This window comes from Spirillospora sp. CA-294931 (genome assembly GCF_050946795.1).
Lineage (GTDB): Bacteria > Actinomycetota > Actinomycetes > Streptosporangiales > Streptosporangiaceae > Spirillospora.
In genome coordinates, this window is record NZ_CP192006.1 from 3,787,541 (window position 1) to 3,802,963 (window position 15,423).

Genomic DNA, 15,423 nt, shown 5'->3' on the forward strand with positions numbered 1-15,423 from the left:
TTGTGCCCCGGCGCCGCGCGGTGCCCGCGGTCTAAGCTCTCTCAAAACCGACACAGGAGGTCTGGGTGCCCGCTCAGGACGAGACTCCGGCCCCTCCCGGCATCGACGTCACCAATCCGAGCATCGCGCGCGCCTACGACGCCGTGCTCGGCGGCAAGGACAACTACGCGCCCGACCGCGCGGTCGCCGACGAGCTGATGAAGGTCATGCCGGAGATACGCGAGCTGGCCTGGGACAACCGGGCCCTCCTCGGTCGCGGCGTGCGCTACCTGGCGCGCGAGGCGGGCGTCCGGCAGTTCATCGACCTCGGCTCGGGCCTGCCCACCGTGGAGAACACCCACCAGGTGGCGCAGAGCGAGGCGGTCGACGCGCGGGTGGTCTACGTCGACAACGACCCGATCGTGCTGGCGCACGGCCGCGCCATCCTGGCCGAGAACGACCGGACGGCGGTCGTCTCGGCCGATCTGCGCGACCCCGAAGGCGTGCTGGGCCACGACCGGGTCCGCGACCTGATCGACCTGTCCGAGCCGGTGGCCGTCCTGCTGGTCGGCATGCTGCACCACCTGCACGACGACGAGGGCCCCAAGCGCATCGTCGAGGCCTACATGGACGCCGTCCCCTCGGGCAGCCACCTGTTCCTCACGCACTTCTGCCGGTCGGGGCCCGACGCCGAGGCGCTGGAGAAGACCTTCCTCCACTTCCTCGGGACGGGCCGCTTCCGTACCCGCGACGAGGTCGCCGAGTACCTCGACGGGCTCGACCTGGTCGACCCGGGCCTGGTCTACCTGCCGGAATGGCGCCCGGACAAGCCGGTCGAGTACCCGCTGTCGGTCCGCGAGCGCCTCATGATCGGCGCCATCGGCCGCAAGCCCTGACCACGACGATCACGCGCCCAGGCTGGAGACCTCCAGGCCGGGACGCGCCGCTCCCCGGCCGAGGAGCTCGGCGGCGAGGGCCCGCACCCGCTCGCGGATCTCGTCGCGGATCAGCCGGACCGCCTCGACGGGGTGGCCCGCGGGGTCGCCGAGGCCCCAGGCGAGGTACCGCTTGCCGGGGAAGACCGGACAGTCGTCGCCGCGGCCCATGGTGATCACCAGATCGGACGCCTGGACCGCGTCCGCCGTGAGCAGCTTGGGGATCTCGCGGCGGATGTCGATGCCCTCCTCGGCCATCGCCTCGGCGACCACGGGGTTAACCCGGAACGCGGGCGCCGAACCGGCGGAGCGGACCTCGACGGCGTCGCCCGCCAGATGGGCGAGATAGGCGGCGGCCATCTGCGAGCGTCCGGTGTTGTGGACGCAGACGAACAGCACGCTGGGCTTCTTGGACGTCACGGACACCTCGGGGCGGTCGGCGCTGGTGACATCTGGGACGCTCCACGCGCCCCTCCGGTTGGCCGGGGACGCTCTCAGACCCGCGAGAACCACGTGACGCGGGTGCCGTTGTCGAACGCCCGCGTCCGGGTGGGGGAGAAGAGGGTGGGGCGGAATTCCCCGGACATCGCGGGTACTCCCGTCCCCGCGACGACCGGGTAGCTCTTGACGATCAGCTCGTCGATCTCCGGGAGCAGCGCCGCCGCCAGCCGGCCGCCCCCGGCCAGCCAGATGTCCATCCCCGTGTCCTCGGCCTTGAGCGCGCGGACGGTGGCCAGGGCGTCGGTCACCAGCTCCACCGACGGGTCCGCGATCTCGCCGAGGGTGGTCGAGACGACGTACTGGCGCATGTGGCCGTAGGGGCTGCTCAGACCGGCGGCGAGCGCGGGCTCGTAGGTGCCCCGGCCCATCACGAGCGTGTCGAACGCCTGGTTGGGGGCGTCGACTCTGAGGCCGAAGTGCGGGCGGACATGGCCGGGCAGCGTCTCGGGGTAGTCGGCGGTCATCCACGCGACCATGTCCTCGCCGAGCGGGTAGAAGTCGATCCGGTCGTCCGGCCCCGCGATGTAGCCGTCGAGGGAGACGCCGACGTAGTAGACGAGCTTTCGCATGCAGACGCTCCGTGTGTAGTACTATGAGTGAAGTGGTTTGAAGTTAGTACTACAACTGAAGTGGTGTCAAGTGCGGAAGAACCCTGAACGTCGCGCGGCGCTGATCGACGCCGCCATCGAGGTCCTGGCCCGAGAGGGCGCGCGCGGGCTGACCTTCCGCGCCGTCGACGCGGAGGCCGGGGTGCCCACCGGCACCGCGACCAACTACTTCGCCAGCCGCGACGAGCTGTTCACCCAGGCCGGCGGGCGCATCTACGAGCGGCTGCGGCCGGACGACCCGACCATGGCCAAGGTGACCGAGGGCCCGCACGACCGCGAGACGCTCACCGAGCTGATGCACGAGCTGGTCACCCGCGTCACGGCCTTCCGCACCGGCTACCTGGCCCTGCTGGAGCTGCGCCTGGAGGCGACCCGGCGTCCCGAGCTGCGCGCGGTGCTGACCGAACGCGTCCGCGCCGACGTCGACTTCAACGTCGGCAACCATCTCGACTCCGGCATGCCCGGCGACGCGACCGCCGTCAAGCTGCTCTACCTGGCCCTCAACTGGCTCATCGTGGACCGGCTCACGCTCCCCGACCTCTTCACCGACCGGGAGCTGCACGACCTCGTCACGGCCGCCGTCGACAGGGTCGTCACCGGCTGACGCCGGTGTGATCATTTTCGCGACGGCGAATGATCCGGATCCGGGGCGCTCTGTCCGAGGGCTCCTCTACCTTTGGGCACCATGAACGACGTGCTCCCCCCGCTGCCCGACGAAGACGCCCTGGTCATCCCGGACGCCTGGCGGCGTCACCTCCACCCCAGGCGCGGCGGCGTCCCCGGGCCCGCCATCAAGGTCGGCAGGACGGCGTCCACGAAGGTTCGGAAGAAGGTCGAGGCCGCGGCCCCGGCCATCGCGTCCGTGCTGACGCTGGCGGCGGGCGACCCCGAGCTGGCCGAGGCCCTGCGGCGGCACCACGAGGGCGAGTCCGACCCGGTGGGCGCGGCGGCGCTCGCGGTCGTCGTCTCGATGGCCGCGCATGAGGACCTGGCGACCTTCGTGGACGCGTGGATCGCCGACCACGGGGCGGTGTTCGCCGCGCGCGCGATGGTCGAGGTGCACACGCTGCGCACCGTCCGCGAGCCCGGGGGCGACTGGAAAGGCACCTCGGTCGGCGTCCAGCGCCGGGAAGACCATCTCGTGGGTGCGCCCAGGAGCGACCTGGCCACCCGGGTCCGGGCCGTGCTCGCCGCCGCCGACGACGCGACGTACCGCGAGGCGGAGGCGCGGCTGGCCGAGCTGCGCGGCTCCGACATCGGCAGGTTGCTCTCGCTCTACCTCATCCCCACCCGGCAGGACTGGGTGGACGAGTTCCTCGCCGATCCCCCCGACATGGGACGCGCGGGCCGGCCGTTCCGGCTGGTGAGCTGCTCGCTGAGCGCACCCGAGCAGCTCGAAACGACCTTCCGCTTCGACCACGGGAACGCGATCGACGTCCTGGCCACGATGGCCGAGGGGCTCGGCGCGGCGCTGCTGCCCCTGGTCGTGCGCGCGCTCGACGACCGCTACCGCGACGCGGCCGAGACCAGGACGCTGCTGGAGGTGGCCGCCGTCCTGCCGTCGGACGAGGCGTTCCAGGCGCTGCTCGACCGGCACGACGAGAAGTACGCCATCCCCGCGCTGCGCGCCGCCATGCACCGGTTCCCGGTGCGGGCGCTTCGGCTGCTGGCCCCGGCGGCCCAGGGGACGACCAAGGCCGCCGCGACCGCCGCCGACCTGCTGGAGACGCACGTCCTGGCCAAACCCGAGCTGGTCGCCCGGGTTCTGCCCGAGCTTCCCGACGACGTGCGGGCGGCGGTCGAGAAGGTCCGCGCGGCCAATGTGCGGGTGCCCGACGCGCCGTCCGAGGCCGTCCCCGAAGTGCTGCTCGCGCCCCCGTGGGAGCGACCCGACCGGGAGATCGTCGTCGAGGGCCTCACGCCGCCCGAGGGCGGCGACCTGGTCTGGGCCGACGGCGAGCGGCAGAGGTGGGCCGAGTCCGGCACGGGCCAGAGCTGGCATCTGACCGAACCCGAAGACGGCTGGGGAGAACTGGTCTCCAAGTTCGAATCGGGGGACCTCAGCTTTCTGAAGGCCTCGGGCCTGCTGGCGGTCGGGCCGGCGGAGCTGGTGCGGCCGCTGTTCCCGGCGTGGGAGGCCAAGGCGCGTAAGAACCGTAGTTACACCCCGTGGACCAGGCCGCTGGTCGCCCGCTACGGCCGGGACATGCTCGCGATGGCCGTCCAGGGTGTCAAGGAGGACCCCGACCGCAGCGGCGAGGTGCTGGCCCCGTTCCCCGATGCCGAGGCGGCCGTGGTGATGGCCGGGTGCCTGTCGCGCCCGAGGGCGTCCGGTCACGCGACGCGCTGGCTCGCACGGCACGGGCTCGGCGCCGTGGTGATGCTGGTCCCGGCCGCGCTGGGCAAGCCGGGCAAGCGGCGCCGCGACACCGAGGCGGCGTTGCGGCGCCTGGCCGAGCGGCACGGCGCCGACGCGGTCGTCGCGGCCGCGCGCCACCACGGCGACCAGGCCGCGGACGCGGTCGCGGCCCTGCTGAGCCAGAGCAGGCTCGACCAGTCGGCCGCGGAGGTCCCCAAGCCCGGCGCCTGGGCCGATCCGGCGCTGCTCCCGCAGGTGCTGCTGCGCGACCGCGAGCGCGCGCTTCCCGCCGAGGCGACCGCCACCCTGCTGATCCTGCTGGCCGCCGCCGCGCCGCTGCTGGCCGAGGGCGAGCGCGACATCGCCGAGCTCGACGCGGTCGAGCAGGCGTGCGACCCGGCGTCCCTGGCTGAGTTCGCCTGGGCGGCGTTCCGGCGCTGGGACGAGTTCGGCGCGCCGTCCAAGGACGGCTGGGCGCTGACCGCGCTGGGCCGGTTCGGCGACGACGACACCGTCCGCCGCCTCACTCCGCTGATCCGGGCCTGGCCCGGGGAGGGCGGGCACAAGCGGGCCGTGAACGGCCTGGACGTGCTGGCCGCGATCGGCTCCGACGTGGCGTTGATGCACCTGCACGGCATCGCGCAGAAGGTGAAGTTCAAGGGCCTCCAGTCGGAGGCGAGCCTCAGGATCAGGGAGATCGCCAAGGCACGCGGGCTCACCGCCGCGCAGCTCGCCGACCGTCTCGTCCCCACGTTCGGGCTCGACGCGTCCGGCGGCATGACCCTCGACTACGGGCCGCGCCGGTTCACCGTCGTGTTCGACGAGCAGCTCAGGCCCCAGGTGCTCGACGAGTCCGGCAAACCGCGCAAGAGCCTGCCCAAGCCGGGCGCCAAGGACGACCCGGAGCTGGCCCCGGCGGCGCACAAGACGTTCACCGCGCTGAAGAAGGACGTCAAGACGGTCGCCGCCGGCCAGATCCGGCGGCTGGAGGAGGCGATGGTGTACGGGCGGCGCTGGACGCCCGAGGAGTTCCAGGCCTTCTTCGTCGGCCATCCGCTGATGCGGCACCTGGCCCGCCGCCTGGTCTGGCTTGCGGAGACCGGCGCCGAGACCACCGCCTTCCGCGTCGCCGAGGACGCCACGCTGGCCGACGCCGCCGACGACGCCCTGACGCTCGACGCCACCGCCCGGGTCGGCATCGCCCACCCGGTGACCCTGGCGGGCTCCGTCGGAGCCTGGGCCGAGGTGTTCGCCGACTACGAGATCCTGCAGCCGTTCCCCCAACTGGGCAGGCCGGTGTACCGGCTGACCCCCGAAGAGGCCGCCTCCGGGCACCTCGCGCGGTTCGCGGGCGTCACCGTGCCGTGGAACAAGATGCTCGCGCTCACGGCCCGAGGCTGGGACCGCGGCGCCCCGCAGGGCGGCGGCAACGAGATGTGGATGTCGCGCGGCGCCGGGTCCGGGCTCTACGTCCAGCTCGACCTCGACCCGGGCTTCGCGGTCGGGATCGTGGACGACCGTCCGACGCAGACCTGCAAACGGGTGTGGATCACCAAGGAGCTGACCGACTGGATGCGCACCGAGAACATCAGCCGCACCTTCGGCGAGCTCGACGAGGTGACGGCGTCGGAGGTCCTCGCCGATCTCACCGACCTGGCCGACGCGGCCGTCTGATCCGCCGAGAAGCGACCGGAAGCGACGATGACCAACGACACCGAAGAGACGCTGCAGCGGCCCCCCGCCGAGGTGCGGTTCGCCGCCGAGCTCGACCGGCTGCGCGAGACCGACACCGGCCCCCGCCCGCCCGGGTGGGCGCTGAGCCTGGAGGCAGCCCGCCGCTTCGTCGTGGGCGACCAGAGCGCCGGGATCGCGCGCAAGTTCGTCGGCGACCCCTCGCTGATCGACCGCGCCCTGGTCACCCTGGCCACCAGCCGCGGCCTGATGCTCGTCGGCGAGCCGGGCACCGCCAAGTCGCTGCTGTCGGAGCTGATCGCCGCCGCGGTCAGCGGCGACTCGACGCTGACCATCCAGGGCGGCGCCGCGACCACCGAAGACCAGATCAAGTACTCCTGGAACTACGCGCTGCTGGTCTCCGAGGGGCCCTCCACCCGGTCGCTGGTGCCCGCGCCGCTGCTGCACGGCATGGCGGGCGGCAAGCTCGTGCGGTTCGAGGAGATCACCCGCTGCCCGCTGGAAGTCCAGGACTCGCTGCTGTCGCCGCTGTCGGACCGCGTGCTGGCCGTCCCCGAGCTCACCGGCGCCGACGCCATGGTGTTCGCCCGCGAGGGCTTCAACATCATCGCGACCGCCAACACCCGCGACCGGGGCGTCAACGAGATGAGCGCCGCCCTCAAGCGCCGGTTCAACTTCGAGACCGTGTTCCCCATCGCCGACTTCGCCACCGAGCTCGACCTGGTGGAGTCCGAGGCGACCCGGCTGCTGGAGCGATCCGGCGTCGGCGTCCCGCCCCGCCGCGACGTGCTGGAGGTGCTGGTCACCACCTTCCGCGAGCTGCGCACCGGCACGACGTCCGACGGCCAGTCCATGGAGCGGCTCACGACCGTGATGAGCACCGCCGAGGCCGTGTCGGTCGCGCACGCGGTCGGCATCCGCGGCTGGTTCCTGCGCGGCGAGGCGGGCACGGCCGCCGACATCGTCGAGAGCCTGGCCGGGACGGCCGCCAAGGACAGCCCCGACGACCTGGCCCGGCTGCGCAGGTACGTCGAGCAGCAGGCGCGCCGCCGCGACGGCGCGCAGTGGAAGGCACTGCACGCCGCCCGCGACCTGCTGCCGGGCTGATGGCCGTCACCTTCGTCGGCGTCCGGCACCACAGCCCCGCCTGCGCCCGGCTCGTCCGCCGCGCGATCCGCGAGCTGGCGCCCGCCTACGTGCTGGTGGAGGGCCCGGCCGACTTCAGCCCCCGGCTGGACGAGCTGCTCCTCGGCCACGAGCTCCCGGTCGCGATCTTCAGCCACTACCGGGACGAGAGCCGCGTCCACGCGTCCTGGTCGCCGTTCTGCGCCTACTCGCCCGAGTGGGTCGCGGTCACCGAGGGCCGCGCCGCCGGGGCCGACGTGCGCTTCATCGACCTGCCCGCCTGGCACCCGGCCTTCGCGCATCGCCGCAACCGCTACGCCGACGCCGACGAGCGCTACGCCGAGGCCACCGCCCGCCTTTGCCGCGAGTTCGCCGTCGACAACACCGACACCCTCTGGGACCACCTCTTCGAAGCCGAACCCTCCCGAGAAGACGTTCCCCCATCGCCCGGCCCGGCCGAGACCGAGCCCCTGCGGGGGGACGACCCCCTGTCGGCCGGCCCGGCCGAGATCGAGCCGACGCGGGAGGATGGCTCGCCACGCCCGCCGTCGGCCGGACCGGCCGAGTTCGGGGCGGATGATGGGCTGGCTGAGCGGCTGGACGCCTACTTTGACCTGGTCCGGGGGGAGTCGGCGGCCGGGGCCGATGACGCCGAGCGTGAGGCGTACATGGCGCGGTGGATTCGCGCGGCGGTGGCCAGGGCGGGTGACCGTCCCGTCCTGGTCGTGACCGGTGGGTTCCATACGCCCGCGCTGCGGGCGATGCTCGCGGCCGGGCCTGGGGGTGACGAACCGGACGGCTGGCCCGAGGTCCCCGCGCCGCCCGAGGACGCAACCGGCGGCTCCTATCTGGTGCCCTACTCCTTCAAGCGGCTCGACTCCTTCACCGGCTACCAGTCCGGCATGCCGTCGCCGGAGTACTACCAGCGGCTCTGGGAGAGCGGGCCCGAGCGGGCCGCGGGGGCGCTCACCGAGATCGTGGTCACCAGGTTGCGCGAGCGCCGCCAGGTCGTCTCCACCGCCGACCTCATCGCCGCCCGCACCCTGACCGACGGGCTGGCCCGGCTGCGCGGCCACCGCACCCCGTCGCGCACCGACCTGCTCGACGGCCTGGTCGCCGCGCTGGTCACCGACGACCTCGACCAGCCGCTGCCCTGGACGACCCGCGGCCCGCTGGCGCCCGGGGCGCATCCGGCGGTCGTGGAGATGGTCGCCGCGCTCGCCGGGCGACGCGTCGGCAGGCTCAAGCCGGGCACGCCCGCGCCGCCGCTCCTGCACGACGTCGTCGCCGAGCTGGAACGGCTCAAGCTCGACCACGAGGGCGAGGTCACGATCGCGCTGGCTCGCGGCCTGACCCGCAGCCGCGCCCTGCACCGGATGCGGGTGCTGAACATCCCGGGCGTCACCCGCCTGTCGGGGCCGTCCACCGGCACCGACCCGGTGACCGAGGAACGCTGGGACCTGCGGCCCGGCGACGACCGCACGCCCGCGCTGATCGAGGCGGGCGCGTACGGCGCGACCCTGCTGGACGCGGCGCTGGCCGTCCTGGAGGAGCGGACCGCCGCCGCGGGCACGGACGTCGCGGCGCTGGCGTCCGTCCTGTTCGACGCGGTCCTGTGCGGCTGCACCGACCTGTCGGGACGGGTGGCGGGCACGCTCGCGGCGGGCCTGGCCGGGGCGGGCGACCTGGGCGAGCTCGGCCGCGTCCTCGGCACCGTGCTCGGCCTCTGGCGCCACGACGGCGTGCTGGGCACCGCGGGCAGCCCCCTGTTCGCCACCGTCATCGAGGGCTGCGTGACCCGGGTCATGTGGCTGGCCGAGGGCATCAGGGGCGGGCCCGCCCCGGCCGACCTGCCCCGGCTGGCCGCCATGGCGGCGCTGCGCGACGCGCTGCTGCACGCCGCCGAGCCGCTCGGTCTCGACCGCTCCGCCGCGCTGGCGCTGGCCGGGCGGATCGGCGCCAACACCGGCGCCCCGCCCGACCTGCGCGGCGCGGCCTTCGGACTGGCCTGGTCGCTGGGCGCCGGCACCGACCCCGCCAGGGCGGCGCGCGGCGCGGCCGGGCCGCGCACCCTGGGCGACTGGCTCGCCGGGGTGTTCGCGCTGGCCCGCGACGAGGTCCTGTCCGACGAGCGGATGCTCGCGGTGCTGGACGAGCTGGTCGCCGGGTTGGCCGAGACCGACTTCCTGGTCGCGCTGCCCGCGCTGCGCCAGGCCTTCGAGTTCTTCCCGCCGCGCGAGCGCGAGCGGATCGCGCAGGGGCTGCTCGACCGGCGCGGGATGAAGGGCTCGGCGCGGGCGTTCCTGCGCACCGCCGCCGATCCGATGGTGATCGCCGAGGCGTCGGAACTGGAGGAGCGGGTGACCGGGCTGCTGACCGCCGAGGGCCTGCTCCCGTGGAAGGAGCCCGCATGACGGCGTCCGATCTCGAACGGTGGCGGCTCATCCTGGGGACGCCCGCCGAACGCCGCACCGGCGGGCTCTCCGGCGAGGCCGCGGGACGCGACCGGGCGCTCGACTGGCTCTACGGGCGCGACTCCGACCTGGAGCGGCGCGGCGTGCGCCGGGGCGGCGCGCGGGGGCCCGGCGCTGAGCCGGGCCGGGGCGGTGCGGGCAGCGGCGACGGTGACGGCGGCGGAGGGCAGGGCGGCGGCAGGGGAGACGGCTCCAGCTCGGACAGGACCGGCGGCAGCGGGCCCTCGGTCCTGACGACCCTCGACTGGCTCGACGAGGTGCACCGGCTGTTCCCGAAGGAGACCATCGAGCGTCTCGAACGCGACGCGGTCGAACGCTACGAGATCCACGAGGTGGTCACCGACCCCGCGGTATTGGAGCGCATCGAGCCCAACGCCACGCTGCTGCGGGCCGTGCTGCGCACCAAGCACCTGATGAACCCCGAGGTGCTGGTGCTGGCCCGGCGGATCGTCGAGGCCGTCGTCCGCGAGCTGATGGAGCGGCTGGCCACCGAGGTGCGGCGGGCGTTCCACGGCACCAGGTCGCGCCGCCCGAGCCGCTTCAAGCAGGCCCGCGACTTCGACTTCCACGGCACGATCCGCGCCAACCTCGCCCACTACCGGCCGGAGGAGAAGCGCGTCTACATCGAGCACCCCAGGTTCGTGTCCCGCACGCGCAAGCGGATGGACACCTGGCAGCTCGTCCTGCTGGTCGACCAGTCGGGGTCGATGGCCGGCTCGGTCATCCACTCCGCCGTCACGGCGGCGTGCCTGTGGGGCCTGCCCGGCCTGAAGACCCACCTGGTCGCGTTCGACACCAGCGTCGTCGACCTCACCGCCGACGTCACCGACCCGGTGGAGCTGCTGATGAAGGTGCAGCTGGGCGGCGGCACCGACATCGGCATGGCCGTCGACTACGCCGCCGGGCTGGTCGAGAACCCGCGCCGGACGATCGTGGCCGTCATCAGCGACTTCTACGAGGGCGGCGACCCCCACCGCTTGGTCCGCTCCGTCCGGCGGATGGCCGAGCAGGGCACGCGGGTGCTCGCGCTGGCCGCGCTCGACGAGGACGCCAACCCCGACTACGACCGCGCCATGGCCCAGCGCCTGGCCGACGCCGGAGCCCACGTGGGGGCGATGACGCCCGGGCAGCTCGCCGCCTTCGTCGCCGAACGGATCGGCCGATGACCCGCGCCGACCTGCTGGCCCTGACGCCCGACGGCCTGGCGGCCCTCGCCAACCGCGGGCTGGTCAAGCGCGCCACCAAGGAGCTCGACGCGGGCGCCGCGCCCGACCTGGCCGTGGACGGCGACGGCGCCGTCCGCGCGGCCTTCGGCGACGGGGCGCGGAGCGTCCTGCCCGCCGGGGCGGGCCTGGAGGCGGCGTCCTGCACCTGCGCGGCCACCGGCGTCTGCCGCCACCTGATCGGGACGGTGCTGGCCTACCAGCGCCAGTCCGGACCCGGCGACGGCCCCGGCGAGGACGAGGCCGTCGACTGGTCTCCCGGGACGTTCGACGACGAGGCCCTGGCCCGGGTCCTGGGTGAGCGGGCGCTGGCGGGGGCGCGGCGGACGCTGCGCACCGGGTACGCGGCCCGCGTCCACCGCCCCTCGGCGGGCGACCCGGTCGCCTCGGTCGACCTGCCGACCTGCTCGGTCCGGTTCCTGGTGCCCGGCGAGCTCGGCTACGTGCACACCGACGCCGCCGACGCCGTCCGCGGCGAGGTCGTCGTGCTGGCCGTCTGGGCGTTCCGCGAGGCCGACCGGGCCCAGCCGGGAGAACCGGACGTCCGCGTCGACGTCGGGGGCGGCGCGCCGGGCTCGGCCGCCGGGTCGGGCGTCGAGCCCGCCCTCGGCCTGGTCGAGCAGGTGCTGCTCGACGGGGCGATGCACGCGGGCCCCGTGCTCGGCACCGCCCTGCGCGGCGCGGCCGGTGACCTGGCGGGGCGGTCCCTGCACTGGCCCGCCGCCGCGCTCGGCGACCTGGCCCGCCAGCTCGACGCCTACCGCGACCGCGACGCCGCCTACGAGCCCGCGCTCATGGCGGCGCTGGTCGCCGAGGTCCACGCCCGCCACCGTGCGGGCCTGCACAGCGGCGGCAGCCCCCGCTCCCAGGTGCTCGGGACCAACGAGAGCGCCGAGACGCCGCTGCGGCGCGTCCGGCTGACCGCGCTCGGCTGCCGCGTCGGCGGCACCGCGCTGTCGCGCACCGCCGAGGTCTACCTCGCCCACGCCGCCACCGGGGTCGTCCTGGTGCTGCGGCGCTCCTGGGAGGCGACCGAGGAGGCGCCGCTGCCCGGGCACGAACTGGCCGGACGCCGCCTCGGGGGCGCGCCGCTGAGGGCGCTGGCCGCCGCCAACGTCGTGTCCGAGACCGCGCACCGCAGCGCCAGCCGCGTGCTGCGCCTGGGCGCCGCCCGCGTGGCCAAGACGACCGTCACCCCGCTCGGCACGGCCTGGAACGACCTGCCCGGCACGCTGCTGGTGCGCGATCTGAAGGCCCTCGACCTGGCGATGGCGGCTCTCCCGCCGCGCCTGGTCCGGCCCAGGATCGAGGCCGAGTTCGTCCGGGTCGTCGAGATCGGCGCGGTGCGCGGTGTGGGCTACGACCCCGGCGCGCAGCGCCTGGAGGCCACGGTCGTCGACACGGCGGGCACGAAGGCCACCGTCTCGGCCACGCACAGCCCCCACGCGCCCGGCGCTCTGGACCTTCTGGCGTCCCTGCTGGACGGCGCGCCGAGAATGATCAGCGGCACCGTCCGCCGGGCGGGCGGCGGGCTGGTGATCGACCCGATCGCGGTGCACACCGGCGACACCACCCATGTGCTCGACCTCGCGCCCGGCGACGGCGCCGGAACGCTGGAAACCCGAGCCACGGCGCCGTCCGACCCCCTCGGCCGCGCGCTCGACACGGCCCTGGAGGCGTGCGCCGAGGCCGCGCACCGGGGGCTGCGCCACGTCCCGCCGGGCGTGCGGGCCCGCGTCGCGGCCGCCGCCGACGGCCTGCACACCACGGGGCTGCGCGCCGCCGCCGATCTGGTGCGGACGTTCGTCACCGCCTTCGACACCGACGACGAGGCCCGGCGCTGCACCGCATGGGTGGACGCCTACCTGCGCCTTCACACCACGGCCGAGCTCCGCTGAGGCTTTGCGTCACGCAACACAGCCGTCAACGGCCGGGACACGCCACAATCGACGGTATGTCGAACGTCTCCCTCTGGACCACGGTGATCACCGCGTTCGGCGTCCTGGCGGGTGTGCTGGTCACGCAGCTCAGCGCCGCCCGCCAGGAAGAGCGCAAGCGCACGGCCGAGACCTTCGACCGGCGCACCCAGGCCTACGCCGAGCTGGCCGGGAGCGTCCGGCAGCTCCGCACCCAGCTGGAGGTCGTGGCCAAGCGCTACTGGCGCGACATGGACGTCCAGGTCGGCGTGGTCCTCGAACTCTCCCGCAACGTCGGCGCCCACGCGTCCATGGCGGCCGTCCTGTCCTCCGGCGCGGTCTCCGAGGCCGCCCGGGCACTGGCCGCCGAGGCCGAACGCGTCACCGTCGGCATGGCCCGCGAGGCGACCCTCGGGCATGTGCCGGGCGGCGTCGGCGGCGAGGGCGGCTATGTCGGCGGCGAGTTCGGCGCCGTCCCCGACCTGTCGGAGCTGGAGCGCCGTCTGGAGGAGTTCCACACGGCGGTCTCGTCGGACGAGGCCTACCTCCCCGTCCCGATCAACAGCCGCCCCGGGCGCCGCTGGCCGAGAAGACGCGGTTGAAGCGGGGGCTAGACGCCGGTGCCGCCGAGGAGCCCGCGGGCGGTCACGAGCTGGTGCGGCGGCAGCGGCGGATCGTTGGCGGCCGCGGCGCGCCCGGCCAGGTCGGCCGCCGTGCCCGGTTCGCCGCGCAGCTCGGCGACCAGGGCCGCGTACAGCAGCGCCGGTCCGTTGCCGGGAGCCTCGGCCAGGGCCGTCCCGATCTCCTCGCCCGCGTCGCCCGGACGGTCGAGGGTCGCCAGCGCGAGGGCGCGTGCCGCCCTGGCGGCGGGCGGCCGCCGGCGCACCCGGTCGAGATCGCGCAGCGCGTCCTGCGCCCGGCCCTGCGAGGCCAGGATCTCGCCCCGGTCGATCAGCGCCTCGGGCGTGTCGCCGTCGGTGGCCAGCACGTGCGAGAGCACCGCGATGGCGCCGTGGGCGTCGCCGAGCTCCCACAGCGACTCGGCCAGCGCGGTCCGGACGGTGAGGTCGCCCGGGATGCGGGCCGCCGCCGCGGTGAGGTCGTCCGCCGCCCCGGCCCGGTCGCCCCGGGCCAGCCGCGAGCGTCCGATCGCGGCCAGCAGCCGTCCGACGGCCTCGGTGTCGCCCCGCGCCTCGAACAGCTCGGCGGCGACGCGGTAGCGGGCCTCGGCGGCCGGGCCGTCGCCCCGCTCGCGGGCCACGTTGCCCAGCACCGTCTCGGCCTCGGCCCTGACACGCAGGTCGGTGTCGGCGCCGGCATGGGCGGCGTCGGACGCGTGGTGCTCGGCGCGGACGAGGTCGCCGCGCGCCTCGGCCCGCTCGGCGGCCCGGAGACTGCCGGACGCCCCGACCTCGGGCAGCGGCGGATCGCCGGATCCGCGGATCGGCCCGGCCAGCCGAGGATGCCGCAGCCGGTACCGCGGGCCGTCGGGTTCGCGTTCACAGGTCAGCAGGTGCCCGTCCTCCAGGGCGCGGGCCACCGCGTCGTCGATGCCGGTGTCCCTGCGCGCGGCGGCGCCATTCACCACGGTCTCCAGCCAGCCGCGCAGGCGGGCGGCGGAGGTGCCCTGCTCCCAGGCCACGCGCGCCAGCGTCCGTTCGACGAACGCGGTCAGCGCCCGCTCGGCACCGGGATGGATCCGCACCTGGTCGAGCCCGACGACCTGGGCCGCGGCCGGCAGCGCGTCCCACAGGGCCCGGGCCGCCGCCTGGAGCAGCGCGGGCTCGACGGTCTCGGTGGCCGCGCGCAGGTCGTCGACCAGCCGCCGGGCCGCGCCCGCGGCGAACGACCGGCCGGAGGCGGTCAGCGGCCCGTCGAGGGCCTCGCCCGCGGCGGACGGCGACAGCGCCCGCAGCTGGAAGCGCGCCGAGTCGCCGCCGCCGAGCCGCTCCTCGAACGGGAGCAGGTCGGGCAGGTGGCTCTGCCGGACCGACAACAGCAGGCGCAGGCAGCGGTGCTCGTCGAGCGTGTCGGCCAGCTCGTCGATGAACCCGGTCAGCCGTCCCCGGTCGCGCCGCCGGTCGTCGCGGAACAGCTCCTCGGCCTGGTCGATGACGGCCAGCACCGGCACGGGACGGGCCAGCTCGTCGGTGCGCGCTCGCCTGCGCCGCAGGAAGTCGTGCAGGGACGAGCCCGCCAGCCGGCTGACCGGCTCGGCCGCCGACCAGGAGGCCAGCAGCGCCAGGGTGAACGGGTTGTGGGCGGGCAGCGCCGCCGTCGGGAACGCCGATTCGCGCGAGACCCGTCCCACCGGGAGGACGTCCACCCGGGACGACCCGAGCCGAGGGATGACGCCCGCCTGGAGCAGCGAGGTGCGTCCCGCGCCGGACGGTCCGTACAGGATGGTCAGGCGGTGCCGGTGCCAGAGCCCGGCGACCTCGCCGGTCTCGGCGGAACGGCCGAAGAAACGGTCGGCCTCGCCGCCGGTGAAGGGGCGGTCGCCGATGAAGGGAGAGGGGCCGAGCGCCCGGGCCTCCAGAGCCTTGACCGTCATGGAGCCGTTCCGGCCTGGCCGTGGAACCTCGCCGGGCGAGGTGGCCGCATCGTGATC

At 74.9% G+C, this 15,423-nt stretch carries 11 protein-coding genes; 8 read left to right on the top strand and 3 right to left on the bottom strand.

The features are described from left to right. The first annotated feature begins 65 nt into the window (after window positions 1-65). Window positions 66-875 (top strand): SAM-dependent methyltransferase, encoded by an 810-nt coding sequence (locus ACQPY4_RS16830; protein ID WP_433337331.1) that lies wholly within the window; start codon window positions 66-68, stop codon window positions 873-875. 9 nt (window positions 876-884) lie between these two features. On the opposite strand, the gene ACQPY4_RS16835 is transcribed toward ACQPY4_RS16830, so the two are convergent. Both ACQPY4_RS16835 and ACQPY4_RS16840 read right to left on the bottom strand, forming a co-directional pair. Then, complete coding sequence (locus tag ACQPY4_RS16835; protein ID WP_433337333.1) at window positions 885-1,340, bottom strand: arsenate reductase ArsC; 456 nt, start codon at window positions 1,338-1,340, stop codon at window positions 885-887. A gap of 68 nt (window positions 1,341-1,408) precedes the next feature. Then, entirely contained in the window at window positions 1,409-1,984 is a 576-nt protein-coding gene (locus ACQPY4_RS16840; protein WP_433337335.1) for a dihydrofolate reductase family protein, read from the bottom strand. A 70-nt stretch (window positions 1,985-2,054) separates the two neighbouring features. On the opposite strand from ACQPY4_RS16840, the gene ACQPY4_RS16845 reads away from it, so the two are divergent. From ACQPY4_RS16845 to ACQPY4_RS16875, 7 genes are all read left to right on the top strand, one after another. Continuing rightward, on the top strand, window positions 2,055-2,627 hold the full coding sequence (locus ACQPY4_RS16845; RefSeq protein WP_433337337.1) for a TetR/AcrR family transcriptional regulator: 573 nt from the start codon (window positions 2,055-2,057) through the stop codon (window positions 2,625-2,627). An 81-nt stretch (window positions 2,628-2,708) separates the two neighbouring features. Then, complete coding sequence (locus tag ACQPY4_RS16850; protein ID WP_433337339.1) at window positions 2,709-6,056, top strand: DUF4132 domain-containing protein; 3,348 nt, start codon at window positions 2,709-2,711, stop codon at window positions 6,054-6,056. Window positions 6,057-6,083: 27 nt separating this feature from the next. Next, window positions 6,084-7,181, top strand: coding sequence for an AAA family ATPase (locus ACQPY4_RS16855; RefSeq protein ID WP_433337341.1), 1,098 nt, complete (start codon window positions 6,084-6,086; stop codon window positions 7,179-7,181). Beyond that, window positions 7,181-9,613 carry a DUF5682 family protein gene (locus ACQPY4_RS16860; RefSeq protein ID WP_433337343.1) on the top strand — a complete coding sequence of 811 codons (2,433 nt, stop codon included), beginning with the start codon at window positions 7,181-7,183 and terminating at the stop codon, window positions 9,611-9,613. The genes ACQPY4_RS16855 and ACQPY4_RS16860 overlap by 1 nt, the downstream gene beginning before the upstream one ends. Then, entirely contained in the window at window positions 9,610-10,839 is a 1,230-nt protein-coding gene (locus ACQPY4_RS16865) for a VWA domain-containing protein (RefSeq protein WP_433337345.1), read from the top strand. The genes ACQPY4_RS16860 and ACQPY4_RS16865 overlap by 4 nt, the downstream gene beginning before the upstream one ends. Beyond that, complete coding sequence (locus tag ACQPY4_RS16870; protein WP_433337347.1) at window positions 10,836-12,794, top strand: hypothetical protein; 1,959 nt, start codon at window positions 10,836-10,838, stop codon at window positions 12,792-12,794. The genes ACQPY4_RS16865 and ACQPY4_RS16870 overlap by 4 nt, the downstream gene beginning before the upstream one ends. 56 nt (window positions 12,795-12,850) lie before the next feature. Then, entirely contained in the window at window positions 12,851-13,414 is a 564-nt protein-coding gene (locus ACQPY4_RS16875) for a hypothetical protein (protein WP_433337349.1), read from the top strand. Between the two features lie 8 nt (window positions 13,415-13,422). On the opposite strand, the gene ACQPY4_RS16880 is transcribed toward ACQPY4_RS16875, so the two are convergent. Further along, window positions 13,423-15,366, bottom strand: a complete 1,944-nt coding sequence (locus tag ACQPY4_RS16880) for a tetratricopeptide repeat protein (protein ID WP_433337351.1) — start codon at window positions 15,364-15,366, stop codon at window positions 13,423-13,425. Window positions 15,367-15,423 lie beyond the last annotated feature (57 nt).

Bases quoted from the DNA above. Each gene is read 5' to 3' on its own strand.
- ACQPY4_RS16840 (WP_433337335.1), bottom strand. From the start codon at position 1,984: ATGCGAAAGCTCGTCTACTACGTCGGCGTCTCCCTCGACGGCTACATC.
- ACQPY4_RS16850 (WP_433337339.1), top strand. From the start codon at position 2,709: ATGAACGACGTGCTCCCCCCGCTGCCCGACGAAGACGCCCTGGTCATC.
- ACQPY4_RS16855 (WP_433337341.1), top strand. From the start codon at position 6,084: ATGACCAACGACACCGAAGAGACGCTGCAGCGGCCCCCCGCCGAGGTG.
- ACQPY4_RS16860 (WP_433337343.1), top strand. From the start codon at position 7,181: ATGGCCGTCACCTTCGTCGGCGTCCGGCACCACAGCCCCGCCTGCGCC.
- ACQPY4_RS16865 (WP_433337345.1), top strand. From the start codon at position 9,610: ATGACGGCGTCCGATCTCGAACGGTGGCGGCTCATCCTGGGGACGCCC.
- ACQPY4_RS16870 (WP_433337347.1), top strand. From the start codon at position 10,836: ATGACCCGCGCCGACCTGCTGGCCCTGACGCCCGACGGCCTGGCGGCC.
- ACQPY4_RS16875 (WP_433337349.1), top strand. From the start codon at position 12,851: ATGTCGAACGTCTCCCTCTGGACCACGGTGATCACCGCGTTCGGCGTC.
- ACQPY4_RS16880 (WP_433337351.1), bottom strand. From the start codon at position 15,366: ATGACGGTCAAGGCTCTGGAGGCCCGGGCGCTCGGCCCCTCTCCCTTC.